At 30.8% G+C, this 25206-nt stretch carries 22 protein-coding genes; 10 read left to right on the forward strand and 12 right to left on the reverse strand.

Going from position 1 to position 25206, the window contains the following annotated elements; all coding sequences use genetic code 11:
• Positions 1 to 111: 111 nt before the first annotated feature.
• The 3 genes from nifJ to HKP59_RS06080 all read left to right on the forward strand — a co-directional run bounded on the left by nifJ (position 112) and on the right by HKP59_RS06080 (position 5404).
• Complete coding sequence (gene nifJ / locus HKP59_RS06070; RefSeq protein ID WP_291804550.1) at positions 112 to 3642, forward strand: pyruvate:ferredoxin (flavodoxin) oxidoreductase; 3531 nt, start codon at positions 112 to 114, stop codon at positions 3640 to 3642.
• 147 nt (positions 3643 to 3789) lie between these two features.
• Positions 3790 to 4164 (forward strand): HEPN domain-containing protein, encoded by a 375-nt coding sequence (locus tag HKP59_RS06075; RefSeq protein WP_291804552.1) that lies wholly within the window; start codon positions 3790 to 3792, stop codon positions 4162 to 4164.
• 64 nt (positions 4165 to 4228) lie between these two features.
• Positions 4229 to 5404, forward strand: a complete 1176-nt coding sequence (locus HKP59_RS06080) for a GlmU family protein (protein ID WP_291804555.1) — start codon at positions 4229 to 4231, stop codon at positions 5402 to 5404.
• A gap of 42 nt (positions 5405 to 5446) precedes the next feature.
• Here the strand turns inward: HKP59_RS06080 and HKP59_RS06085 are convergent, their stop codons facing one another.
• The 4 genes from HKP59_RS06085 to HKP59_RS06100 are packed head-to-tail and all read right to left on the reverse strand — an operon-like array spanning position 5447 to position 8336.
• Complete coding sequence (locus tag HKP59_RS06085) at positions 5447 to 6172, reverse strand: head GIN domain-containing protein (protein WP_291804557.1); 726 nt, start codon at positions 6170 to 6172, stop codon at positions 5447 to 5449.
• A gap of 23 nt (positions 6173 to 6195) precedes the next feature.
• Positions 6196 to 7263: a hypothetical protein gene (locus HKP59_RS06090; protein WP_291804559.1), complete on the reverse strand. Its 1068-nt coding sequence runs from the start codon at positions 7261 to 7263 to the stop codon at positions 6196 to 6198.
• The gene (locus tag HKP59_RS06095) at positions 7256 to 7792 is read right to left on the reverse strand and encodes a hypothetical protein (RefSeq protein ID WP_291804561.1); all 537 of its coding nucleotides are present in this window, start codon (positions 7790 to 7792) and stop codon (positions 7256 to 7258) included. The genes HKP59_RS06090 and HKP59_RS06095 overlap by 8 nt, the downstream gene beginning before the upstream one ends.
• 1 nt (position 7793) lies before the next feature.
• Positions 7794 to 8336, reverse strand: a complete 543-nt coding sequence (locus tag HKP59_RS06100; protein ID WP_291804563.1) for an RNA polymerase sigma factor — start codon at positions 8334 to 8336, stop codon at positions 7794 to 7796.
• A gap of 237 nt (positions 8337 to 8573) precedes the next feature.
• On the opposite strand from HKP59_RS06100, the gene lon reads away from it, so the two are divergent.
• A complete protein-coding gene (lon, locus tag HKP59_RS06105) occupies positions 8574 to 11027 on the forward strand; it encodes an endopeptidase La (protein WP_291804565.1) in 2454 nt (817 codons plus the stop codon).
• A gap of 43 nt (positions 11028 to 11070) precedes the next feature.
• On the opposite strand, the gene HKP59_RS06110 is transcribed toward lon, so the two are convergent.
• The gene (locus HKP59_RS06110; protein ID WP_291804567.1) at positions 11071 to 12429 is read right to left on the reverse strand and encodes an MBL fold metallo-hydrolase; all 1359 of its coding nucleotides are present in this window, start codon (positions 12427 to 12429) and stop codon (positions 11071 to 11073) included.
• Between the two features lie 141 nt (positions 12430 to 12570).
• Here HKP59_RS06110 and HKP59_RS06115 point away from each other — a divergent pair, with 141 nt between their 5' ends.
• Together HKP59_RS06115 and HKP59_RS06120 are read left to right on the forward strand one after the other, a co-directional pair.
• Positions 12571 to 12930, forward strand: coding sequence for a cupin domain-containing protein (locus tag HKP59_RS06115; protein ID WP_291804568.1), 360 nt, complete (start codon positions 12571 to 12573; stop codon positions 12928 to 12930).
• Positions 12927 to 13352 carry a VOC family protein gene (locus HKP59_RS06120; RefSeq protein ID WP_291804570.1) on the forward strand — a complete coding sequence of 142 codons (426 nt, stop codon included), beginning with the start codon at positions 12927 to 12929 and terminating at the stop codon, positions 13350 to 13352. The genes HKP59_RS06115 and HKP59_RS06120 overlap by 4 nt, the downstream gene beginning before the upstream one ends.
• A 137-nt stretch (positions 13353 to 13489) precedes the next feature.
• On the opposite strand, the gene HKP59_RS06125 is transcribed toward HKP59_RS06120, so the two are convergent.
• The 5 genes from HKP59_RS06125 to HKP59_RS06145 all read right to left on the reverse strand — a co-directional run bounded on the left by HKP59_RS06125 (position 13490) and on the right by HKP59_RS06145 (position 17868).
• Positions 13490 to 14362, reverse strand: a complete 873-nt coding sequence (locus tag HKP59_RS06125; RefSeq protein WP_291804571.1) for a tetrahydrofolate dehydrogenase/cyclohydrolase catalytic domain-containing protein — start codon at positions 14360 to 14362, stop codon at positions 13490 to 13492.
• A gap of 31 nt (positions 14363 to 14393) precedes the next feature.
• Complete coding sequence (locus HKP59_RS06130; protein WP_291804572.1) at positions 14394 to 14762, reverse strand: four helix bundle protein; 369 nt, start codon at positions 14760 to 14762, stop codon at positions 14394 to 14396.
• A gap of 66 nt (positions 14763 to 14828) precedes the next feature.
• Entirely contained in the window at positions 14829 to 16160 is a 1332-nt protein-coding gene (gene ffh / locus HKP59_RS06135) for a signal recognition particle protein (protein ID WP_291804573.1), read from the reverse strand.
• A 348-nt stretch (positions 16161 to 16508) separates the two neighbouring features.
• Positions 16509 to 16985, reverse strand: a complete 477-nt coding sequence (gene msrB / locus HKP59_RS06140; RefSeq protein WP_291804575.1) for a peptide-methionine (R)-S-oxide reductase MsrB — start codon at positions 16983 to 16985, stop codon at positions 16509 to 16511.
• 1 nt (position 16986) lies between these two features.
• The gene (locus tag HKP59_RS06145; protein ID WP_291804576.1) at positions 16987 to 17868 is read right to left on the reverse strand and encodes an alpha/beta hydrolase; all 882 of its coding nucleotides are present in this window, start codon (positions 17866 to 17868) and stop codon (positions 16987 to 16989) included.
• A gap of 74 nt (positions 17869 to 17942) precedes the next feature.
• On the opposite strand from HKP59_RS06145, the gene HKP59_RS06150 reads away from it, so the two are divergent.
• From HKP59_RS06150 to HKP59_RS06165, 4 genes are all read left to right on the forward strand, one after another.
• Complete coding sequence (locus HKP59_RS06150; protein ID WP_291804577.1) at positions 17943 to 18746, forward strand: M48 family metallopeptidase; 804 nt, start codon at positions 17943 to 17945, stop codon at positions 18744 to 18746.
• Between the two features lie 90 nt (positions 18747 to 18836).
• Complete coding sequence (locus HKP59_RS06155) at positions 18837 to 20141, forward strand: MFS transporter (protein ID WP_291804578.1); 1305 nt, start codon at positions 18837 to 18839, stop codon at positions 20139 to 20141.
• Entirely contained in the window at positions 20131 to 21336 is a 1206-nt protein-coding gene (lhgO, locus tag HKP59_RS06160; protein WP_291804579.1) for an L-2-hydroxyglutarate oxidase, read from the forward strand. The genes HKP59_RS06155 and lhgO overlap by 11 nt, the downstream gene beginning before the upstream one ends.
• Before the next feature lie 6 nt (positions 21337 to 21342).
• Positions 21343 to 21765, forward strand: a complete 423-nt coding sequence (locus HKP59_RS06165) for a secondary thiamine-phosphate synthase enzyme YjbQ (RefSeq protein WP_291804580.1) — start codon at positions 21343 to 21345, stop codon at positions 21763 to 21765.
• On the opposite strand, the gene HKP59_RS06170 is transcribed toward HKP59_RS06165, so the two are convergent.
• Together HKP59_RS06170 and HKP59_RS06175 are read right to left on the reverse strand one after the other, a co-directional pair.
• On the reverse strand, positions 21762 to 23393 hold the full coding sequence (locus HKP59_RS06170; protein ID WP_291804581.1) for a M1 family metallopeptidase: 1632 nt from the start codon (positions 23391 to 23393) through the stop codon (positions 21762 to 21764). The genes HKP59_RS06165 and HKP59_RS06170 overlap by 4 nt on opposite strands.
• Positions 23394 to 23517: 124 nt before the next feature.
• Entirely contained in the window at positions 23518 to 25182 is a 1665-nt protein-coding gene (locus HKP59_RS06175) for a SulP family inorganic anion transporter (RefSeq protein ID WP_291804582.1), read from the reverse strand.
• Between the last annotated feature and the right edge of the window lie 24 nt (positions 25183 to 25206).

Raw genomic sequence — 25206 nt, forward strand, 5'->3', positions numbered from 1 at the left:
CTTTATTCTTCTAGTTTTACTCTGTCAAATTGAACAGTAGAATAAAATGATTTGTAAGAGTCCATACCAACATTTCATTTTAGAAATTATCATAAGTAAACATAAAGTATAATGAAAGAAGAGAAGAAAAAATTAATTTGTGATGCGAATGAGGCAGTAGCAATTGTTGCTCACAAGACTAATGAAGTTTGCGCTATTTACCCGATCACACCAGCTTCTCCAATGGGAGAGCACGTTGATGTATACAGTGCAAAAGGACAAAAAAATATTTGGGATAATATTCCTAAAATTGTAGAAATGCAAAGTGAAGGTGGTGCTGCAGGTGCTGTGCACGGTTCTCTACAAGGTGGTGCTCTTACAACTACATTTACTGCATCTCAAGGATTATTATTAATGATACCTAATATGTATAAAATTGCAGGTGAGTTATTACCATCTGTTATTCATGTTGCAGCAAGAACTGTTGCTACCCATGCGTTATCAATTTTTGGAGATCATTCAGATGTTATGGCCACTAGAGCAACAGGTTTTTCTATGTTGTTTGCTGGAAATGTTCAAGAAGCACACGATTTTGCTTTAATTTCTCAAGTAGCTACATTAAAAAGTAGTGTTCCATTTTTAAATATATTTGATGGATTTAGAACTTCACACGAGATTTCTAAGATTGATGCAATTCCTGATTCGGTTATCAAATCTATGATGCCAGAAGAGGAAGTAATGAAATTGAAGAAAAAATCGTTAGATTCTGACAATCCTGTAATAAGAGGTACTGCTCAAAATCCAGATGTATTTTTTCAAGCACGTGAAGCAGCAAATAATTATTATACAAAAGTTCCTGAAATTGTTCAGGATACAATGGATGAATTTTATAAGCAAACAGGAAGAAGATATAGCTTATTTCATTATGTAGGACACCCTGAAGCTGAAAAAGTTGTAATAATTATGGGTTCAGGAGAAGGACCTGTTAATGAAACTGTTGATACATTAGTTGAGCAAGGTGAAAAAGTAGGAGTTTTATTTGTTCGTTTATATCGTCCGTTCTCTATAAGTGATTTTCTTGAAAGATTGCCAAAAACTGTTAAAAAAATAGCTGTTTTAGATAGAACAAAAGAACCAGGAAGCATTGGAGAACCATTATATTTAGATGTGGTAACTGCTTTTGTTGAGATGGGAGAAACTATGCCTACAATTGTTGGAGGTAGATACGGACTTTCGTCTAAAGAGTTTACACCAGCAATGGTTAAAGGTATTTTTGATGAGTTAGACAAAGAAGAACCTAAAAACCACTTCACTATTGGTATAAATGATGATGTCACTCATACTAGTTTAAGCTATGACCCTGATTTCAAATTAAGTAAAGATACTTTTAATTGTATGTTTTATGGTTTAGGTTCTGATGGTACGGTTGGAGCAAATAAAAACTCTATTAAAATTATTGGTGAAACAACAGATAATTTTGTACAGGGATATTTTGTTTATGATTCTAAAAAGGCAGGAGCTCAAACAGTATCTCATTTACGTTTTGGACCAGACCCAATTTATTCTTCGTATTTAATTAGCAATGCGAACTTTATAGCTTGTCACCAACCTAATTTTATTAATGAATATGATATTTTAAAAAATATTAAAGAAGGAGGAACCTTTTTATTGAATACACCACATTCTAAATATAAAGTTTGGGCTGAGTTACCAGGTGTTGTTCAACGCAAAATTATTGATAACAATGTTGAATTTTATGTAGTTGACGCAACTAAAGTAGCCCAAGAAGCTAAATTAGGTAAACGTACAAATACAGTATTACAAACGTGTTTCTTTGCAATATCTGGGGTTTTACCTAAAGATGAAGCTATAAAGAAAATTAAAGATGCTATTGTAAAATCATACTCTCATAAAGGAGATAAAGTTGTTGAGATGAACTTTAACGCGGTAGATAAATCTTTAGAAAATCTTCAAAAGGTTGAATATCCTCGTCATACAACAAATGAAAATGGTTTAGTACCAATGATGACTGAAAATGCCGATGATTTTGTGAAAGAAATTTTAGGAACTATTTTATCTGGTAATGGAGATTCTCTTCCAGTAAGTGCTTTCCCAGTTGATGGAACTTTCCCAACAGGAACAACACAATACGAAAAAAGGGGAATTGCAGATTTTGTACCAACTTGGGATGATGCAGAACTTTGTACACAATGTAATAAGTGTGTAGCTATTTGTCCACACGCAGCCATTAGAGCTAAAGTTGTTTCAAACGACTTACTTGTAAACGCTCCTGATTCATTAAAACGTGTTCCAGCAAAAGGAAGACCATTTAATAGTGAAACAGAAAGTTATATTTTACAAGTTTCTCCTGAAGATTGTACAGGATGTGATTTATGTGTTGCTGTTTGTCCGGCTGAAAGTAAAGAAGTTGCAAATACGTTTGCAATTAACTTAGCTAAAAAAGCAGATGTTGAAGAAGTAGAAAATCCACATTGGGATTACTTTATTGATCTTCCAGATTATGACAGAGCAAAATTAGTAACTTCAACTGTTAAAGGTTCACAATTCTTGCAACCATTATTTGAGTTCTCAGGAGCTTGTTCAGGTTGTGGAGAAACTCCATATATCAAATTAGTAACTCAGTTATTTGGTGATAGTATTTCAATTGCGAATGCAACAGGTTGTTCTTCAATTTATGGTGGTAATTTACCAACTACACCTTATACTAAAAATAAAGATGGTAGAGGACCAGCTTGGGCAAATTCGTTGTTTGAAGATAATGCAGAGTTTGGTTTAGGTATGAAGCTAGCATTAGGTAAAAAACAAGAAATTGCGGTTGACCTTTTAAAATCTTTAGAAAGTAAAATAGGAAGTATTTTAGTGAATAATATTCTAGAAAATGCTGAAACTAATGAAGCTTTAAAAGAGGAGAAGTTAAACCATATTGATGAACTAAACGGAATTTTAGATACCATTGATACGTATGAAGCTAAAAAACTAAGAAATCTATCTGAATATTTACGTAAAAAAGACGTTTGGATTTTCGGTGGTGACGGTTGGGCTTACGATATTGGTTATGGAGGTTTAGATCACTTATTCTCGTCAGGAGAAAATATCAATGTATTAGTAATGGATACAGAGGTATATTCAAATACAGGAGGTCAAATGTCTAAAGCTACACCACTAGGAGCAAGTGCTAAATTTGCAATGGGAGGTAAAACAACATCTAAGAAAAGTTTAGCTTTACAAGCTGTTTCTTATGGAAATGTTTATGTAGCTCAAATAGCAATTGGAGCAAAAGACAATCAAACATTGAAAGCTATTGAAGAAGCTGCAGCTTATCCTGGACCTTCTTTAATTATTGCATATTCACATTGTGGAGAGCACGGTTACGATTTAAAAGACGGTGCAACTCATCAAGAAAAAGCGGTAGAAACAGGGTATTGGCCTTTATTTAGATTCAACCCATTAGCAAAAAAAGGGAAGAAATTTAGATTAGACTCTAAAGCGCCTTCTGCACCACTTGAAGAATTTATGTATACAGAAACTCGTTTTACTAGAGTTGTTAAAGACAATGCAGAGTTAGCTGCAGAGTTACTTGAGCAAGCTCAAGAACAAGTTGATGTTCAATGGGAAAGATTAGAATTATATAAAAATCTATAACATAAAGTAATTTTTGAAGTGCCAAGTATAGTATACTTGGCACTTTTTTTATACCTTTAAATTTGTGAAAATTGTATAAATGGAATAGTTATAATATAATTTATTAAATTTATCATCGTAAAAACTTTAACCAAAAAATTAAATAAAATGACATCAAGATCTGAAGCTTTTTTAAATGAAGCAGAAAAAAAACTTAAAATAGCAAAGGAAGAAATGTTTAAACCTGCCGAAGATTTTGTTAGTTATTCGGTTTGTAAAAATTCACAGTTCGCTATTGAAAATTTTTTAAAAGGTTTTTTAACTAAAAATGAAGTGAAAATTGATTCTAATGAAACAATAACATCTTTATATGAAAAATGTATAGCTATTGATAATGATTTCAAATTAATTGATATGGGAGCGATAGGATGTAAAAATGAAGCAATAGACTCTCGATACTGCTCTGAAATTAATTCAGTAAGCGCTTGTTTCGATACAGCTGATAATATTGACACTTATTTAAAAAGAAAGAAAATTATATAAAACACTTTTTTTTAAGTTTGACATCCCTAAAACTTGCTGTACATTTGCTTAAATTATTTTTGAAATGAATTATATTTTATTTGATGGAACAGTTCGGAAGGCGCTTTTACCATTTACCTATACTAGGCCCGTTGCAGATATACGAATTGGAATATTAACAATTCGTGAAAAATGGGAAAAATATTTAGGTTTTACTACAACTACATTAACTGAGGAGTATTTAGAAGAAAAATACCCGATGGTAGAATTAGAAAATAATGTAATGATTAATGCTTCTTTTTTACCTACAAAAGCATTGATAAATGAAGTTAAAAAATTAAAAGAAAATCAAGCCATTTTTAAAAATGATGAAGTTGTTGCTTTTTTTACAAAAGAGAGTCAAGAGGAAGTAAATTTTGATAATTATGAGTCAATTGATTTTGTTTTTGATGTGCTCCAAATCAAAAATACTTGGGATATCTTTTTATTCAATGATCAGGCAATTAGTGATGATTTTGAGTTATTAACTGAAGGAAGAAAATCACAACCAATACCAGAAGGTGTACAGTATATAAATAAAGCAAACATTTTTATAGAAGAAGGGGCTGAAATTTTATTTTCAGTTTTAAATGCCAGTACTGGCCCAATTTATATTGGTAGGGATACTTTAATTATGGAAGGTAGCTTAATACGCGGACCTTTTGCTATGGGGCAGCATTCCGTATTAAAAATGGGATCAAAAGTATATGGAGCAACTACATTAGGCCCAAAATGTAAAATTGGTGGAGAAGTGAACAACGTGGTCTTATTTGGAAACTCTAGTAAAGGACATGAAGGTTATCTTGGAAATGCTGTGATAGGTGAGTGGTGTAATATTGGTGCAGATACAAATAATTCTAACTTAAAAAATAATTATGCTGAAGTTAGATTGTGGAATTATGAAACTGAAGGTTTTGATAAAACAGGATTGCAATTTTGCGGTTTAATTATGGGTGATCATTCTAAAAGTGCTATAAATACTATGTTTAATACGGGAACGGTAGTAGGTGTTAGTTCAAATATTTATGGAAGTAATTTTCCACGTAATTTTATCCCTTCTTTTAGTTGGGGTGGGGCATCTGGGTTTACTACTTATCAAATAAATAAGGCTTGTGAGACAGCAAATTTAGTGATGAAGCGTAAAAATGAGTTGTTTGATGAGAAAGAACAACGTATTTTAGAACACGTTTTTGAAATTACTAAAAAATATAGAAATTTTTAAAAAAAATCCCATTGAATTCAATGGAATTTTTTTAATGAGCTTTTAATTTTTATTTATAATTGAACCAGAACCAACTGAAGTAGTTTTTTCCACACTAGGATTTCCTATGTAATAAATATTTCCTGATCCTGCAGATTTTGCTTGGATTTCCTCAATAGCATGAACTTTAACATTTCCAGAACCTGAAATTTTAGCTGTAGCTATTTTAGCAGTTAAATCATATGCATTAATATTCCCAGAACCTGCAATACTGCAATTAAATTCATCAGAATCTCCTTTTAGCGTAATATCTCCAGAACCTGCAATTGATGAACTTAGATTTTTTGTTGAAACGGCTAAGTTAAAATCTCCAGAACCAGCTAAACTTAATTTTAAATTTTTGGTATCTATAACATCATCAGAATAAACATCTCCAGAGCCAGCAAGCGAAACCGCAGAAATATCATCAAAAGGGACTGAAATTAAAATTGTTTTAGTTCCTCTAATATTGTAACCTTTTTTAGTCTTAATTTTTAAGTCACCATTCTTTACTTCGGTTATTATATACTCCATTAAATTTTCATCAGCTTTAATAGTTATTTCACCTTCGTTTCCTTTAAATAACTTTACATCAAAAGCACCTGCTATTCCAATTTTTTCGTAATTAGAAACAGTTCTTGTTTTTGTTATAATATCACCATTTCCTTTAATTTTTTTTGTAAAGAACTGTGCATTTATATTAGTGCTTATAATAAGTAAAGCTACGATACTTGTTAGTAATTTTTTCATGTTGCTGTTTTGTTTATACTTTATTAGTTATTTGTAAAGGTTACATTTCCGTAACTAGTTTTTATCGTAATATTACTACCTGAATTAGAAGTTCCATAGTAACCTTCATACTGGTTTGAAGAATTCTTTTTTATTTCTTTGGTGAAGGTAAACCCATTTCCATATTTCAAATTACCGTAACTCAATGAAGCATTAATATTAAATGATGTGGAAGGTTTTATACCAAATTTTATATGTGTATAGGAAGATGAAACATCTATACTTTTAAAATTATCACCAAGCTCATTAATTTTTATAGAACCATAATCTGATTTAAAATCACCAGTACCTCTTAATTTTTCAACAGTAGTGTGCATATAGTCACTATTTCCAACTAAATTTCCACAATCTTCAATTTTTAAATCTCCATAATCACAGCTATAATTTAGAGTGGCTACCATTTTGAATGAAATGTGTGAATAATCAGCATTTAATTTAGTTCTACCAGATCTTTCAACATGTAGTGTTGAATAATCAGCATTAATTTCACCATCTTTCATAAAGTCAATAGTTGATTTGTTTGTGTAATCAATGTTAATTTTATTGTCAGAATTTAATAATTCGCCAATATTTAATCTTCCGTAGTCACAATTAATTTTTGCAGCCCCTTCCAATTTATCTAAGCTAATTTCACCATAATCGTTTGAGAGATTAACATTATTAGTAATAGGCATTTTAATAGTATAATTAATTTGCATACTTACATTGTTTTTCTTCCCCCATAAATTCCAAGAACTTGAAGTTTTTTCAATAATTGTTTTCGCGGACACATTATTTGAACTTGATTCAAATTCTACATCAATTTGCTCTAAACGGTTTTTTACTTTATCCTCGTCGTCTCCATTAGTTGTAATACGAACCCTAATAGTAATTTTATTTTCGCTCCACGAAACCACATCAATGTTACCATACTTGTTAGAAATTGCTAAAGTGGCGTTATTATTTACATTAAATTCTTTTGTAATAACTTTGTTTTCGGTATATTTTCCTTCGCCACCAGTTGCAGACATTGTAAGAGGTATTAAGAAAAGAATTAATACTATTTTATACATATTTTTCATTGTTTTGTGTTTTTAGTTGTTTTAAATCCTCTATTTGTATTAATAGACTTTGTAATACATCAATACGTTGTTGAAAATTTGAAATCATAGCGTAAATGATTCGCTTATCTTCAGTACTTTCTTTAAGCTCTAATGTAAGTTTACTGTATTGATCTTCGAGTTTGTTTATTTGTAAAAGAGCATCATTAATGAGCTGCTCAGTATCATTGTTTCGTTCATTTTCAATAGTTGCAAGTTCATTTTTGATTACTGAAACAAAATAGCTTTGAGTTTCTTGCATTTCAGGAGAAATAGTTGCTAATTCCATTCCAGAACTTGAAAATGAAGTTCCTAACCAAACCCCAAATAATAAAACTATTGATGCCGCTACTGCTACATATGAAAATAATTTAAAGTTTTTCTTTGGTGTTGTTGTTTTATTCAATCTAGCTTCAAATCTATTAAAGTGTCCAATAGAAGGTTCTTCAAGATCAAATTGATTTTCTAGATTTTTAAATATATGTTCTAAATTATCTTTCATGTTATTGAGATAAAAGTTGTCTTAATTTATTTTTTGCTCGTGATACTGTTGTTCTGCTATTTTCATAACTTATATCCATAATTTGCGCGATTTCCTCATAATCGTACCCTTCAATTAAATTAAGGGTAATTGCTACTTTGTAATTATTTTTTAGCTGTGAAACTTTGTTTAAAATATCATTAGCTTTAAGTAAATTATAATCTGGTTTCACTTCGTCTTCTTCAACTTCCTTTGGGGTTACTTTTTCAAGTGAAACAATATCTAATTTATTTTTATTTTTTAAAGCTGTTAAACTATTATTTATGACAATTCTTTTAAGCCAAGCTCCAAAAGTTACAGTTCCGCTAAATGAATCTAATTTTGTAAACGCTGCTAAAAATGAATCTTGCATAATATCTTCTGCTTCAAAACTATCGTTTATAATTCTCAAAGCCGCATTAAACATAGCTCTATAATATTGTTTGTAAATTGTAAATTGGGCAGTTTTATCACCTCGTTTACAACGATCTAATAGTTGGTTGATATGCTGATTTTCTGTTTTCAAAAACTAAATTCTACTAAAAAGACTTGACTATTTATGAACTGTTACAGTTTTATTTAAAATTACTAAAAAAAAATAGTAATAAGTTTCCACTTAATTGGCATAACAATTGAAATTTAATAGATGAATGTATATGAATTATACAAGTAATATATTGATAATCAGAAAAATAAATTAATTTTGTTGATATAACTTCTATTTTATAGAAATTATTTATGACAAAATGTCCCTATACAGACTATGAGCGATTCAAAATTTTTAAATTTAGACAATATGTCATTACAGCATATTTTAGATGAAGATGCAGATTTAATACCATTAATGACTCCTGAAGACGAAGAGGAAATAAACAAAGAAGAGGTTCCTGAAGTTTTACCTATATTACCTTTAAGAAATACGGTTTTATTTCCAGGTGTTGTAATTCCTATTACCGCAGGGCGAGATAAGTCTATACAGTTAATTAAAGACGCAAATAAAGGAAATAAAATTATTGGGGTAGTAGCTCAAAAAAATGAAAGCGTTGAGGATCCAACAGTAAATGATATTCATAAAGTTGGAACTGTTGCTAGAATTTTAAGAGTTTTAAAAATGCCTGATGGTAATACAACGGTAATTATTCAAGGAAAAAAACGATTTGAAGTTGATACTTTTGTACAGGAAGAACCCTATATTCAAGCTACAGCAAAACCAAGAGTTGAAGATAGAGGAGAAGAGAAAGAGCCTGAATTTGAAGCTATTATTGATTCAATTAAGGAAATGGCCGTACGTATTATTAAAGAAAACCCAAATTTACCTTCAGAAGCTTCTTTTGCTATAAAAAATATTGAAAGCAAACCGTTTTTAATAAATTTTGTTTCTTCAAACATGAATTTAAAAGTGGAGGAAAAGCAAGAATTATTAGAAACCACAAATTTAAAAGAGAGGGCTTTACTAACATTAAAAAAGATGGATGCTGAATTGCAGCGTTTAGAATTAAGAAGTGATATTCAATCTAAAACGCGTTCAGATATGGATCAACAGCAACGTGAATATTATTTACATCAGCAACTCAAAATAATTCAAGAAGAACTAGGTGGTGTTTCGTATGATGAAGAGCTCGAAGAAATGCGTATAAAGTCTAAAACTAAAAAGTGGAATAAAGATATTCAAGAAACTTTTGATAAAGAATTAGGCCGTTTAAAGCGAATGAATCCTCAAGCTGCAGAATATTCAGTTCAGCGTAATTATTTGGATTTACTATTAGAATTACCATGGAATGAATATTCTGAAGATAAATTCGATTTAAAGAGAGCTCAAAAAATATTAGATAGAGATCATTTCGGATTAGAAAAAGTAAAGGAACGTATTATTGAGCATTTAGCCGTTTTAAAATTAAAAGGTGATATGAAATCACCTATAATTTGTTTGTATGGACCTCCAGGTGTTGGTAAAACTTCTTTAGGAAAATCAATTGCAGAAGCATTGGGAAGAAAATATGTTCGTATGTCATTAGGTGGTGTTCGTGATGAAGCTGAAATACGTGGGCATAGAAAGACCTATATTGGAGCTATGCCTGGCCGAATTATTAAAGACATTAAAAAGGCGGGTACATCCAATCCTGTATTTGTATTAGATGAAATTGATAAATTGGCATCTTCAAGTCATAACGGAGATCCATCTTCAGCAATGTTAGAAGTACTTGACCCAGAGCAGAATACGGCTTTTTACGATAATTACTTGGAAAAGGATTACGACCTTTCTAAAATACTTTTTATTGCAACGGCAAATAGTCTATCAACAATTCCTTGGGCGTTACGTGATAGAATGGAAATTATAAATGTTTCAGGTTACACCGTTGAAGAAAAAGTTGAAATAGCAAAACGTCATTTATTACCAAAACAGCTAAAAGAGCATGGATTAACTTCAGAACATCTTCAAATAGGTAAAAAACAATTGGAAAAAATAGTAGTTGCGTATACACGTGAATCAGGTGTTAGAGGTTTAGAAAAGCAAATTGCAAAAATGGTTCGTTTTGGAGCAAAATCAATTGCAATGGAAGAGGAATATGATACTAAAATTTCTATAGAGACTATTGAAAAAGTATTAGGTCCGTCACATTTAGAACGTGATAAGTACGAAAGTAATGATGTTGCAGGGGTAGTTACTGGCTTAGCTTGGACTAGTGTTGGTGGTGATATTTTATTTATTGAATCTATTATTTCCAAAGGAAAAGGACTTTCAATTACGGGTAATTTAGGTAAGGTAATGAAGGAGTCGGCTACTATTGCTATGGAATACATTAGAGCTAACGCAAGTGATTTTGGTATTGAAAATAAATGGTTAGATGAGTATAAAGTACATATTCACGTCCCTGAAGGAGCAACTCCAAAGGACGGTCCAAGTGCAGGAATTACAATGTTAACTTCTTTAGTATCAGTTTTTACACAACGTAAAGTAAAATCAAAACTAGCAATGACTGGAGAAATTACTTTGAGAGGTAAAGTTTTGCCAGTTGGAGGAATTAAAGAAAAAATATTAGCAGCAAAGCGTGCCAATATTAAAGAATTAATTCTTTCTGAAGAGAATAGAAAGGATGTTGAGGAAATTAAAGCATCCTATTTAACTGGATTAAAATTTAATTATGTTTCAGAGATGAAAGAAGTAATTGATTTAGCTTTAACCAAGCAAAAAGTTAAAAACGTTAAAAAATTATAGTTAAAAAAGCAGCCAAATGGCTGCTTTTTTAATTTATAGTTATCTAGTTTAAATAATAATCTTTATTCATTTTTGCAACGGTGCATTTCCAATTGAGCGTTGTCTTTATTTTAGTGCTTAGCGCTTGGCTTTGGTGTGGCTCTCCGTGATTAATAAATAATAATTTAGGAGGGGTTTTAAAATGTTGCAGCCAATCTAATAATTCACTTTGATCTGCGTGTCCAGAAAAAGCATTTATTTTAAATACTTCAGCGTTAATTTTATAATACCTTCCAAAAAATTTAATCTCTGAATCACCAGAAATTAAGGATCTACCGCGAGTCCCTAAAGCCTGATAACCTACAATTAAGATACTATTTTTAGCATCTTCAATACATTTGTCCAAATAATGTAAAACTCTTCCTCCTGTTATCATGCCACTTCCAGCTAGTACAATTTTCGGATTGTTATCGTTTACAATACTTTTAGAAGTATTTACATCACTAATTAATTGAACAGTTGCTTGCATACTATTAATATCTTCGCTTGTTAATGTATGATTTTTTGTATGTGAATAATATACTTCAGTTGCATTAACACCCATAGGACTATCTAGGTAAACTGGAATTTTAGGTAATTTATTCTGCCTCTTTAAAATACTTAATAAATAAATAATTTCTTGTGCTCTTTCTACAGAAAAAGTTGGTATTATTAAAGTTCCCTGTTTGGAAAATGTAAGTTTTATATATCTAAGAAGTTCATCTAAAATTGAAATATTTTTATGAAACCTATTTCCATATGTAGATTCAATTACTACATAATCTGCTTTTTCTATATATTCATACTGTGGCAAAAGTATTGGTTTCTTTCTCCCAATATCGCCAGAGAAAACAAATATTTCTCCGTTAACATCTAAAAGAATGAATACACTACCTAGTATATGGCCGCTATTTATAAATTTGAATTTAATGGAATCATTAAAAGTATGCCATTCATTTGGTTCGAATGTTTCGAAATGATTTAAAGATATTATAGCATCATTAACAGTGTATAATGGATTTGCTTGTTGATGCTTGGAGTATTTATATTTATTGGCGCGCTCAGCATCTTCCTGTTGTATTTTCCCACTATCTAATAAAATTATTTTAGTTAAGTCTTTTGTTGCTTTTGTACAATAAATTTTTCCTTTATAACCATTTTTAATCAATATTGGAATATATCCAGAGTGATCTAAATGAGCATGTGATAATATAACCAAGTTTAATTCATTTAAGTTTATAGGGAGAGTGTCCCAATTTTTTAAACGCAATTCTTTTAAACCTTGAAATAATCCACAATCTATTAGTATTTTTGTGTAATTGCTCTCTAGTAGAACTTTAGAGCCAGTTACAGTTCCTGCACCTCCTAAAAATGTTAGTTTCATCTCAGTTGAATTAAATTAAAATTTATTTCAAGTTATGGTTGCTAATTGTCTCTCTAATTTACGATTTTAAAATGGTTTTTTTATAGAATATGATTTTAAATTCGTATCGTTGATTTCATTAATAATTTATAAATTTGAAACATGAAGAAATATAGAATACAAAAAGAGCCATTTGTAATTCCAACTGCAGATGGTAAATTGATTGAAGAGCATTTTGGTCATACAACAGATAATGGTGAGTTAAGTTTAGCTCATATGATAGCTCCACCAGGATGGAGTGAACCTTTTCAAACCCCTAATTTTGATGAATACACTTACATAATTAGAGGTAAAAAACAAATAATTATAGAAGGCGAAAAAATTGTTTTAGAAGCAGGTCAATCAATTAAAATTGAAAAGGGAGTAAGAATTCAATATGCAAATCCTTTTGAAGAAGAGTGTGAGTATTTAGCAGTTTGTTTACCTGCGTTTTCTGTTGGTTTAGTAAATAGAGAAGAATGAAAAATATACAGCCATTCCATTTAGCAATTCCAGTGCATAATTTAGCAGTATGCAGAAAATTTTATAATGAAGTAATTGGATGCACTGAAGGAAGAAGTAGTGAGCATTGGGTGGATTTTAACTTTTTTGGTCATCAATTAGTGATACATTATAAGCCAAAATCTGAGTTGGAAGAATTACATACTAACCCAGTTGATGGTAAAAATGTGCCAGTACCGCACTATGGTGTAGTTTTGGAGTGGGATGTGTTTCAAAAATTTGCTGCACATCTAAAATCGAAAGAAATTGAATTTATTATTGAACCATATATTAGATTCAAAGGTGAAGTTGGGGAACAAGCTACTATGTTTTTTTTAGATCCAGCAGGTAATGCCTTAGAGTTTAAATCCTTTAAAGATATGGGTCAGTTATTTGCCAAATAAATTTAGAATTTTTCTAGTATCATTTTAAAAAAGTATGGCAACTAATATTTGGTTGCCATACTTTATAAATCTTAATTTTTTTCTAGAAAAGAAGTTTAGTAAAATGAATAAATAAATCATTTACTAAAAAAAACTAATTATTTTCTTTCACAAGCTAGCAAGGTATTTTTCATAAGCATTGCAATAGTCATTGGTCCAACGCCACCAGGAACTGGCGTTATATAAGCAGACTTTGGAAATACACTTTCAAAATGTACATCACCAGCTAAACGGTAACCACGTTTTTTTGTTGAATCTTCAACACGAGTAATTCCAACATCAATAATTGTAACACCATCTTTAACCATATCACCAGTTAAAAACTCTGGAATTCCAAGCGCAGCAACAATAATATCGGCTTGTAATGTTAATTCCTTCATGTTTTTAGTCCTACTATGTGCCACAGTAACGGTTGCATTACCGGCTTTTCTTTTTTGACTCATTAAAATACTCATTGGTCTACCAACTATATGGCTTCTTCCAATTACAACAACATGTTTTCCTGATGTTTCAACATTGTAGCGTTCTAATAATTCTAAAATTCCAAAAGGAGTTGCAGGTAAAAAGCAAGGCATGTCTAAAGCCATTCTACCAACGTTTGTAGGGTGAAAACCATCTACATCTTTATCTGGGTTTACAGCATTTAATACTTTTTGCTCATCAATATGTTTAGGCAAAGGTAATTGAACTATAAAACCATCAATGTCGTTATTAGTATTTAAATTGTGAATCTCCTGCAATAATTTTTCTTCAGTAGTCTCCTCAGGAAGTTCAATTAGAGTTGAATTGAAACCAACCAATTCACAAGCTTTTACTTTCGCATTAACATAGGTCATACTCGCACCATCACTCCCAACTAAAATAGCGGCTAAATGTGGTGTTTTTTTCCCTTCAGCTGTTAGTTTTTTCACAGATGCAGCAATTTCAACTTTTAAATCTGCTGATGTTTTTTTTCCGTCTAGTAAAATCATTTTATATAGTTTACAGTAAATCAGTTTCAGTTTACAGTTTTACACCGAACTTTTCAGGAAAATTAATCATATAGTTAATTAGTTTTCCAACTTCAATACTTTTAGTTGATAATTTTTGTTGTTGTTCAGAATTAATATAATTGCAAGAAAATGAAAAGTCAATCCAAACTTGTGTTTCAGAATTTTCACTATCTGAATCTGATAGTTTACTAATAAAGTGTTTTGGATATAATCTTTTTCGATATGCTTCAGCAATATTAGCACAAACTGATCTTGAACTTCTTCTAACTTGATCTGTTAATGAATAAGTTTCTTCTTTTGGAAACGATTTTGATAACTCAAATATTTCCATTGAAAGTTCAAATGCTTTTTGATATGCAAGTAACTTTTTGAAACTCATTGTTAATTATTATAAATTTAATTAAAAAAATGCTGCCAACTGCAACTGTAAAATGCATACTGCCAACTATTTCCCCATTCCTTTCATCATTTGCATCATTTGTCTGCCACCACCACCTTGCATCATTTTCATCATTTTACTCATTTGAGTAAATTGTTTTAGCAATTGATTTACATCTTGTATAGTTGTTCCACTACCTTTTGCAATTCTCTTTTTTCTACTCGCATTTATAGTTTTTGGCTCAGCTCTTTCCAAAGGAGTCATAGAATGAATAATAGCCTCAATACCTTTAAAAGCATCATCATCAATATCAACATCTTTCATCATTTTTCCTGCTCCAGGAATCATACCCATCAAATCTTTCATATTACCCATTTTTTTAATTTGCTGAATTTGCTTCAGGAAATCATCAAAACCGAATTGATTTTTTGCAATCTTCTTTTGAATTTTACGGGCTTCTTCTTCATCGTATTGCTCTTGGGCTCGCTCAACTAATGACACTACATCACCCATTCCCAAAATACGATCAGCCATACGGTTTGGATGGAAAACATCAATTGCTTCCATTTTTTCACCAGTACCAATAAACTTAATGGGTTTGTTAACAACCGATTTTATGGATAAAGCAGCACCACCTCGAGTATCACCATCTAGTTTTGTTAAAACAACTCCTTCAAAATTTAAGATGTCATTAAAGGCTTTAGCTGTATTTACAGCATCTTGCCCTGTCATAGAATCCACAACAAATAATGTCTCTTGTGGGTTTACAGCTTTGTGAATGTTAGAAATTTCAGTCATCATTTCTTCATCTACAGCTAAACGACCAGCTGTATCAATAATAACTACATTTTTACCTGTTGCTTTTGCATGCTTTAATGCATTTTGCGAAATTTCAACAGGGTTTTGATTTCCAACTTCCGCATAAACTTCAACTCCAATTTGTTCTCCAACAACTTGTAATTGATTTATTGCTGCTGGACGATATACATCACAACCAACCAATAAAACTTGTTTTGACTTTTTTGTTTTTAAGTAATTAGCAAGTTTACCCGAAAAGGTTGTTTTACCAGAACCTTGTAAACCAGACATTAAAATAATAGTTGGTGTACCTGAAAGATTAATTCCAACAGTTTCGCCTCCCATTAAACTTGTTAATTCATCTTTTACAAGTTTAACCATTAATTGCCCAGGATTCAGCGTTGTCAATACATCTTGACCTAGTGCTTTCTCTTTTACAATAGTAGTAAAGTTTTTAGCAATTTTAAAGTTAACATCGGCATCTAAAAGAGCTCTTCGAACCTCTTTTAATGTTTCGGCAACATTTACTTCGGTTATTTTTCCGTGTCCTTTCAGTACATGAAAGGCTTTATCTAATTTTTCACTTAAATTATTAAACATAGAATCTATCTTCGTTTTTTAGAAATGCAAATATACTAAAATGTTATCAAATTTTTTTGAAAAGGTGATAGTAATAATAATTACAATCTACCTGATAAAATTGTTGAAGATTTCCATAAATTTTATGAAAGCAAAATGAAAAAAATGATAATAATTGGAGCTGATAGTCAATTTTTAAGTTTGGAAACCTAAGGTTGATATATTAAAGTTAAGCAATAAACTTAGATATTTTAATATATAGTTAGAATAAAAAACAGCACTTATATTTCAGTCAAAGTGCTGCTTTTTTAATACTATGACAGTTAGCTTTATGTTGATTATAAGCTTGAATCTAATTTAGATGTTAATCTACTTTTCTTCTTTCACAAATGTTATAGAAGTTGTATTAACACAATAGCGTTGTCCAGTAGTTTCTTTTGGTCCATCGTTAAATATATGTCCTAAATGTCCATCACAAGACGCGCAAATTATTTCAGTCCTTATCATCCCATGGCTTTTATCTAAAACAAAATTTACAGTTCCTTCAATAGCATCATCAAATGATGGCCAACCACAGTGCGATTCAAATTTACTATTTGATTCAAATAATTGCGCATCACAAGCTGCACAGTGATAGGTTCCTTTTTCAAAATGAGCAGTTAACCCACCTTCACTTGGCGCATCTGTTCCTTTTTGACGTAAAACAAAAAATTGTTGAGGTGTTAATTCTTTCTTCCACTCTTCTTCAGTTTTGGTCACTTTTTTAATCATTTTTTTGTTTGTTTTTTGTTGAGAATAACTTTGAAAAGTTGCTAATACAAATAAAGTTAACATTATTTTTTTCATATTAATACGTTCTATTTATAAAGTTTATAATTCGATTTATAACCTGCTTATCTTTTAATATACGTCTGTGTCCTAACCCGTTTGTAATTAAAAGTTCACCATTTTGTAAGTTTTGACGAATATTATGGGCACAACTTACAGGAACATCATAATCTTCTGTATCATGAATTACCAATACTGGAATTAGTATTTCTTTAGCAGCTACACTAGCTGAATAATTATCAATATCTTCATTAAATTTAGTAAAGAATTTCTTTTTTATTCTTTGAACCATTTTTGTATTCATATCTAATTTATGAACAAAATCATAAATAATATCCGTAATTATATCACCAGCTCCAATAATAATTGCTTTTTTTATAGATAAGCCTTGTTTTACACTATTTAATACACTCATACCACCTAATGAATGTCCGATTGCAACTTCAAATGGCCCATATTTTTCTTCAATTATTTTTGTAGTTTTTATAAATTCATGCATCATAGTAGTTTTACCAGAAGATTCGCCATGAGCTGGCCCATCAAAGCTAACAGTCATAAACCCTTGTTCTAATAACCTGTCAGCAATTTTATATAATTGTGTACCTCTTCCTGACCAGCCGTGAATTAACAATACTTTTCTTTTTGAATATCCATAGCTATAAACCATTACTGATTTGTTCAATTCAGGGATAAAGATTAACTCTTTTTGAGCACTTTTTGCCATCATTTTTTCACGCTCAGGAGTTTGAAATCTTATTGGGGTTTGGAATAGTTTAATTGCAAATGACGTTGCCAATGGTGGGGCAATAAATTGTAGTATTTTTCCTGTGTAAATTATAGATGAGGGTATTTTTTGAACAGCATTTTTGGGATTCGTGTTTGAAGTTTTCGAATTAGTCATTTAATCTTTTATATTTGTGGCTAAAGATAGAATTTGTAACTTTATAAAAATAGAATTTTTTAAAAAACTAAGAAATGAAAAAAATAATAACATTAGGCGTCCTATTTCTTTTTATTGTAAGCTGCAGTACAGTACCAATTACAGGTAGAAAAAGAGTAAATTTAGTAAGCGATGCTCAAATTTTGCCAGCTAGTTTTGCTCAATATGAAGGGTTTTTGAAAGAAAATAAAATTTCCTCAAATGTAAAAATGACCAATGAAATTCAAGATGTTGGTATGAATATTTCAAAAGCTGTAGATAAATTTATGCGTGCCAATGGAATGGTTTCTGAAGCTGATAGCTATCGCTGGGAATTTAATTTAATTGATGATGAAACTGTAAATGCTTGGTGTATGCCAGGAGGGAAGGTTGTTTTTTATACAGGAATTTTGCCAATTTGCGATAACACTGATGGAATTGCTGCTGTAATGGGTCACGAAGTTGCCCACGCGTTTGCAAAGCACGGTCAAGAAAGAATGACAAGCGCTTATGGACAGCAATTAGGAGGTATAGCAGTGGCTATTGGGACTAATAATAAAGATCCAAAAACAAGAGCTTTATGGAATACTGTTTATGGAGTGGGATCTACTGTTGGGATGCTAGCATATAGCAGAACTCACGAAACAGAAGCTGACAAGCTAGGTATGGTATTTATGATTATGGCAGGTTATAAACCTGAAGAAGCAGTAAATGTTTGGATTCGAATGGGGCAAAGAGCAGGAGGTCAGGCTCCACCGGAGTTTTTAAGTACACACCCATCAAATGAATCACGTGTTAAAAATCTTAGAGCATATTTGCCAACGGCAATTGAGCAAGCTAAAAAATATGGAGTTCAATAGTTATTAGTAAAGTCATTTTAGTAAAAAAAATAATTGCACTATATTGTAAACCGTTCTCACTTATGAGAACGGTTTTTTATGTGATAGAATATGTTAAAAAAAGGCGATAAAAAATTAATTAATGGTTGGGCATTTTACGATTGGGCAAACTCGGTATACTCTTTAGTGATAGGTACTGCTGTTTTTCCTATTTATTATGAATCGATTACAAGTGGGGAAGGAGGTATTGTTCAATTATTTGGAACTAACTGGCACAATACAACCTTGTATTCATATGCATTAGGTTTTTCATTTTTAGTAGTTGCATTTCTATCTCCAATTCTATCTGCCATTGCAGATTACACGGGGAACAAAAAGAAATTTATGCAATTTTTCTGTTTTTTGGGCTCGTTTTCAGTAATGTCACTTTATTTTTTTACAGGAAAAGAAACAATTTGGGTTGGAATCTTATTTACAATTTTAGCTAGTATTGGTTTTTGGGGAAGTATTGTTTTTTATAATGCCTATTTACCAGAGGTCGCAGAACCAAAAGACCATGATAGAGTTAGTGCTCGAGGTTTTATGCTAGGATATATTGGTTCAATTTTGTTATTAGGATTTAACCTTTCTATGGTTATGAAACCTGAAATGTATGGAATTACAGATACTACATTTCCTGCAAGAGTCTCATTTCTTACAGTTGGAATTTGGTGGTTAGGTTTTGCGCAAGTAACTTTTAGTCGTTTACCAAATAACCCATTTAAAAGAAAACCCGAAAAAGATTTTATTTTTAAAGGTTATCGAGAACTTAAAATAGTACTTCAAGAAATAAAAACACAAAGTCAATTGAAAATATTATTGATTTCATTTTTTTTATATAGTATTGGGGTACAAACCGTTATATTATTAGCTTCTGTATTTGGAACTAAAGATTTAGGGTTGGAAACGAGTAATTTAATAATTACAATATTATTAATTCAACTGGTTGGTGTAGTAGGAGCGTTTCTTTTTTCAAGATTATCTGAAAAAATCGGGAATATTAAGGCATTAAAAATTACTATTTTAATTTGGAGTGTAGCTTGCATGGGAGCTTATACTTTGCATAGAGAAGATCCCAATGTTTATATTAAATTTTATGCGCTTGGTGGTTTTATAGGATTGGTTTTAGGAGCAATTCAAACATTATCTAGATCTACGTATTCGAAGTTAATACCAGATACAACACAAGATCACGCCACGTATTTCAGTTTTTATGATGTTACTGAGAAGATTGCTATCGTTTTTGGTATGACATTGGCAGGAATTGTAACATCCTTTACAAGTTCATTACGTTTATTTATATTAATTTTAGCTGTCTTTTTTATAGCAGGTTTTGTAACTTTAAGCTTTATGAAAGGGTCAAAGTATGTCAAATAAAGAATATGATTTTATAGTTGTTGGAGCAGGTATTGTTGGAACAGCAACGGCTTATAAATTACAGTTAAAATATCCAAGTAAATCCATAGCAATATTAGAAAAAGAAGCTGAAATTGGTTTGCATCAAACGGGGAGAAACTCAGGTGTAATTCATTCTGGGATTTACTATAAACCTAGTTCTTATAAAGCTTTAAATTGTAATAATGGAAGGTCTCAACTGGTTAAATTTGCAAAAGAATTTAATGTGAATCATGATGTTTGCGGAAAAGTAATTGTAGCAACTTCAAAAGAGGAAATTCCTGTATTAGATGCTATTTTTGAAAGAGGAATTAAAAATGGAACTGAAGGAATTTGTTTTTTGTCTTCTGAAGAATTGAAAGAAAAAGAACCTTTTATTGAGGGAATAAAAGCGATTTGGGTTCCAACGGCTGGTATCATAGATTATGTAGGTGTTTCAAAAACGTTTATAGATCAAATTTCAAAAATTAATTCTAAAAGTGAGTTGATATCTTCTTGCAAAGTCGAGAAAGTAATTTCAACTGAAAATAGTGCTACACTTCAAACATCAAAAGGTGATTTCACTACTCCAAAAGTTATTTTTTGCACGGGTTTGCATTCAGATAGAATTGCAGAAAAAGATGATTTAAAATTAGACATGCATATTGTTGGTTTTAGGGGTGATTATTTTGAATTGAAACCTGAAGCCGCCCATAAAATTAACAATCTTGTGTATCCTGTACCAGATGTGAAGTTTCCATTTTTGGGCGTACATTTTACACGAATGATAAATGGTGGAGTAGAATGTGGACCAAATGCCGTTTTTACTTTTAAAAGGGAAGGCTATTCGAGAACAAGTTTTAGTTTAATAGATACTTATGAAGCATTGACATATGCAGGGACTTGGAAACTTTTTGGAAAGCATTGGCGCAAAGGTATTGATGAGTATAAAAGGGCATTTTCTAAACGATTATTTGTAAAGGCTTTGCAAAAAATGATGCCTGGAATAACAGTAAATGATGTAATGCCTGCAAGAGCTGGTGTTAGAGCCCAAGCAATAGATTATGAAGGTAATATGGTTGATGATTTTAAAATTATGAAGCACAACAGTAATATTCACGTGATAAACGCACCGTCACCGGCGGCAACTGCATGTATGGCCATTGCGGATGAAATTGTTAATGTTGCTACAACTTAATATGATATGAATTTTTATCAAAAAGAAATTATACTTAAACCGTTTGTTAGAGGTTTTCATTTGATTACTAGAGAAATAATTAAAGAAATTCCTGAAATTTCAAAAATTTCAATAGGGCAATTACAGGTTTTTATCAAACATACATCGGCAAGTTTAACTATAAATGAAAATGCTGATGCCACGGTAAGAGAAGATTTTGAAAGTCATTTTAATGAAATTGTTCCTGAAAATTCGTCCTATTTTAAGCATACTTATGAAGGTGCAGATGATATGCCAGCTCATTTGAAGTCTTCTATTTTAGGTAGTTCAATTCAAATACCAATATCAAATGGTAAATTAAATTTAGGAACTTGGCAAGGCATTTATTTGTGTGAACATAGAGATTATGGTGGTTCTAGAAAATTAGTTTTAACAGCGTTTGGGAACTAATTTAAATGTTTTGATTCTACATAAAAATTTTCATCTATTTTAAAGCCTCTTATAGATGAATTAACTTTTAATTCTTTCCATTCTTTTGATGGGAAAATCCATTTTTCAGACGAATTGATAGAAACTTTTATAGGCATATCAAAATCGTTTACAATATGTATCCATCTATAAGTTAATTGGTTATCATTAATTTTATATTCAAGTGTAGGAATTCTTGTATCTCGTAAATACTGATTGAAAAAAGCGGTAAGATTAATTTTAGTTTTCTCGCTTAAGTAGTTTTCAATTTGTTGAGTGGTTACTGTTTGATGATAAAACTCAGCATTTAAACCTCTAAGAATTTGGCGCCACTTCTCATCATCTTCTATCAACTGTCTTAATGTATGCAACATATTTGCTCCTTTATAATACATATCTCCAGAGCCAGCATGATTTACGTTGTATTTTCCAATTATAGGTCTATCATTTTGAATACTTTGTCTAGTTCCAATTACATATTCACTACTTGCTAATTTTCCAAAATGATAATCTAAAAACAAGTTTTCCGAATAGGCAGTAAAACTCTCATGAATCCACATGTCTGCAATATCTTTGTTGGTGATATTATTTGCAAACCACTCATGACCTGATTCATGAATAATTATAAAATCGAATTTCAACCCCCAACCTGTATTACTTAAGTCCCTGCCTAAATAGCCATTTTGATATTGATTTCCATAGGTTACAGAGCTTTGGTGTTCCATTCCTAAATAGGGAACTTCAACTAATTTATAACTATCTTCATAAAAAGGATATGGGCCAAACCAGTGTTCAAAAGCTTCTAACATTTTGGGTACATCTTTAAATTGTTGCTTTGCTTTTTCAAGGTTTTCTTTTAAAACATAATAATCACAATCGAGTATCCCATTTTCGCCATTATATTTTTCAGAAAAATGAGCATAATCTCCAATATTCATATTTACCCCATAATTATTGATTGGATTTTTTACATACCAATGATATGTTTTTGTGTCATCATTATTATCTGTTACGGTTTTCAGTCTACCATTTGAAACATTAATTAAATGACTTGGAACTGTAATATTGATAGCCATACTTTCGGGCTCATCATACATATGATCTTTGCAAGGCCACCAGAGGCTTGCGCCATCACCTTGACAAGAAGTAGCAATAAAATCGATACCTTTTGAATCTTTTTCCCACGTTAGTCCGCCGTCCCATGGTGGATTGACAGCAATTGTTGGTTTACCTTTAAAAAATATAGTTATTTCGTTTATTGCACCTTCTAGCTGTTTGCTTTCAAGTTTGATAAAATAAGAATAGCCATCTTTTTTAAAATCTAATTTTTTTTCATTTTGAATTACTTTTGAAATCTTCATTGGTTGTTGTAAATCAATTTGCATGATTTGAGAGCTTTCAAGAACTTCATATGTTATACTATTTTTACCAGATAGAAACTTTTTATTCGGATTTACTTTTATGCTCAAGTCATAATGTTTTAAATCCCACCAAATTCGTTCTTTTGTGATAGAACCTCTTAAAGTATCCTGATGCGTAAAATTTTTACTTTGAGAAAATAGTTGTGTTGAAACGAATAGTAGAAATATAACAAATATTATCTTTTTCATAATATATGACTTCAAAATTAGATGTTGAAGATAATAATTAATTTAAATATGAATACTTAGTATTAGATATTTTTTGTGAATTTAGAAATTATGATGATTTTAGAAAATAGGTATGGTAACTTTCTTAAGCTGTATTTTCTTCTAAATATTTTTTTGCTTTTGTAATCGCTTTAGATATATCAGGAACAATATATTTTCTTTCTATAATCTCAAACATATTATTTTTTCTGAAACTTTTATTTAAATCAGATCCAATACCAGAAAGAATAACAAGTATTCCTCTTTCTTTAAATGTTTTAACTATTTCTTTTAAACTTTGAAAGCCTGTAGCATCAATAATTGGAACATAACGCATTCTTATTATAATTACTTTATAATATTTATTAAAAGCTGTAATTGTTTCTTGAAATTGTCTTGCAGCACCAAAAAATAAAGGACCATTTATTTCATAGAGCAACACTTCTTTTGGTAAATTTGATAATTCTTCATCAAAAAGATGTTCACCTTTTTTAATTTCAGAAGAAATATTTTTAACGTGAATAGATTCACTCATCCTTTTCATAAACATAAGGCTCGCAAGTACAATTCCAATTTCAATAGCTATAATTAAGTCGAAAATTACTGTTAAAAAAAACGTAGTAAGTAAAATAATAATATCCATTTTATTTCCTTTTAAAATGGATTTAAATTGCCTCCATTCGCTCATGTGGTAGGCAACAACAATTAAAATACCTGCTAAGCACGACATTGGTATTAGTTTAGCATAAGGTGCAAATAATAGCATAATTGCAAGTAATATGAATGCATGAACTATTCCTGCTATTGGAGTTCTTCCACCATTTTTAACGTTTGTTGCTGTTCTTGCAATAGCACCAGTTGCTGGAATTCCACCAAAAATTGCGGTAAAAATATTTGCGGCACCTTGTGCTACTAATTCCATATTGGAACGGTGCTTACCACCAATCATAGAGTCTGAAACAACCGCAGAAAGTAATGATTCTATACTTCCTAAAATGGCAATTGCAAATGCAGGTTGTATCAATGCTTTTACAGTCTCAAAATCTACTTTTGGGATTGAAGGCAAGCTTATACTGCTAGGAATTTCACCATAATTACTTTCTATAGTAGCTACTGGAATATTAAAATATTGAACGATAAGAGTTGCAAGTAAAATAGCAATAATTGAACCTGGAAGTTTATTTACTATTTTTTGAAAATACAATGTTATTAAAATGGTGGATACAGCAATTGTTACTGAGTACCAATTAATTTTACTAAAACTGTTAAAATAAACAATCCATTTATCAATAAAATCAGCAGGTACATTTGAAATATTAAGTCCTAAAAAGTCATTTATTTGAGAAGAAAATATAATGAGTGCAATACCGCTTGTAAAACCAACAATTAGTGAGTAGGGAATAAATTTCAAATAATTCCCTAATTTAGCAAAGCCCATTATAATTATAATAAAACCAGCCATAAAAGTTGCAATGGTAAGTCCATCGACACCATATTGCTGAACAATTCCATAAACAATTACAATAAATGCGCCTGTTGGACCTCCAATTTGAACTCTACTTCCTCCAAAAACTGAAATAATTAGTCCAGCAATAATAGCTGTAATTATACCTTTTTCGGGGGAAACACCAGAAGCTATTGCAAATGCAATTGCTAAAGGAAGTGCTACAATTCCTACAATTAAACCCGATAGAATGTCTTTGATTAAAGTTTCCTTAGATATTCCGTGTTTTAAAAGGGAAAACAATTTTGGAATATATTCTTTTTGCATTTTAAGAAAATTAAAGTGCAAATT

It is taken from the genome of Lutibacter sp. (assembly GCF_013041805.1).
GTDB lineage: Bacteria > Bacteroidota > Bacteroidia > Flavobacteriales > Flavobacteriaceae > Lutibacter.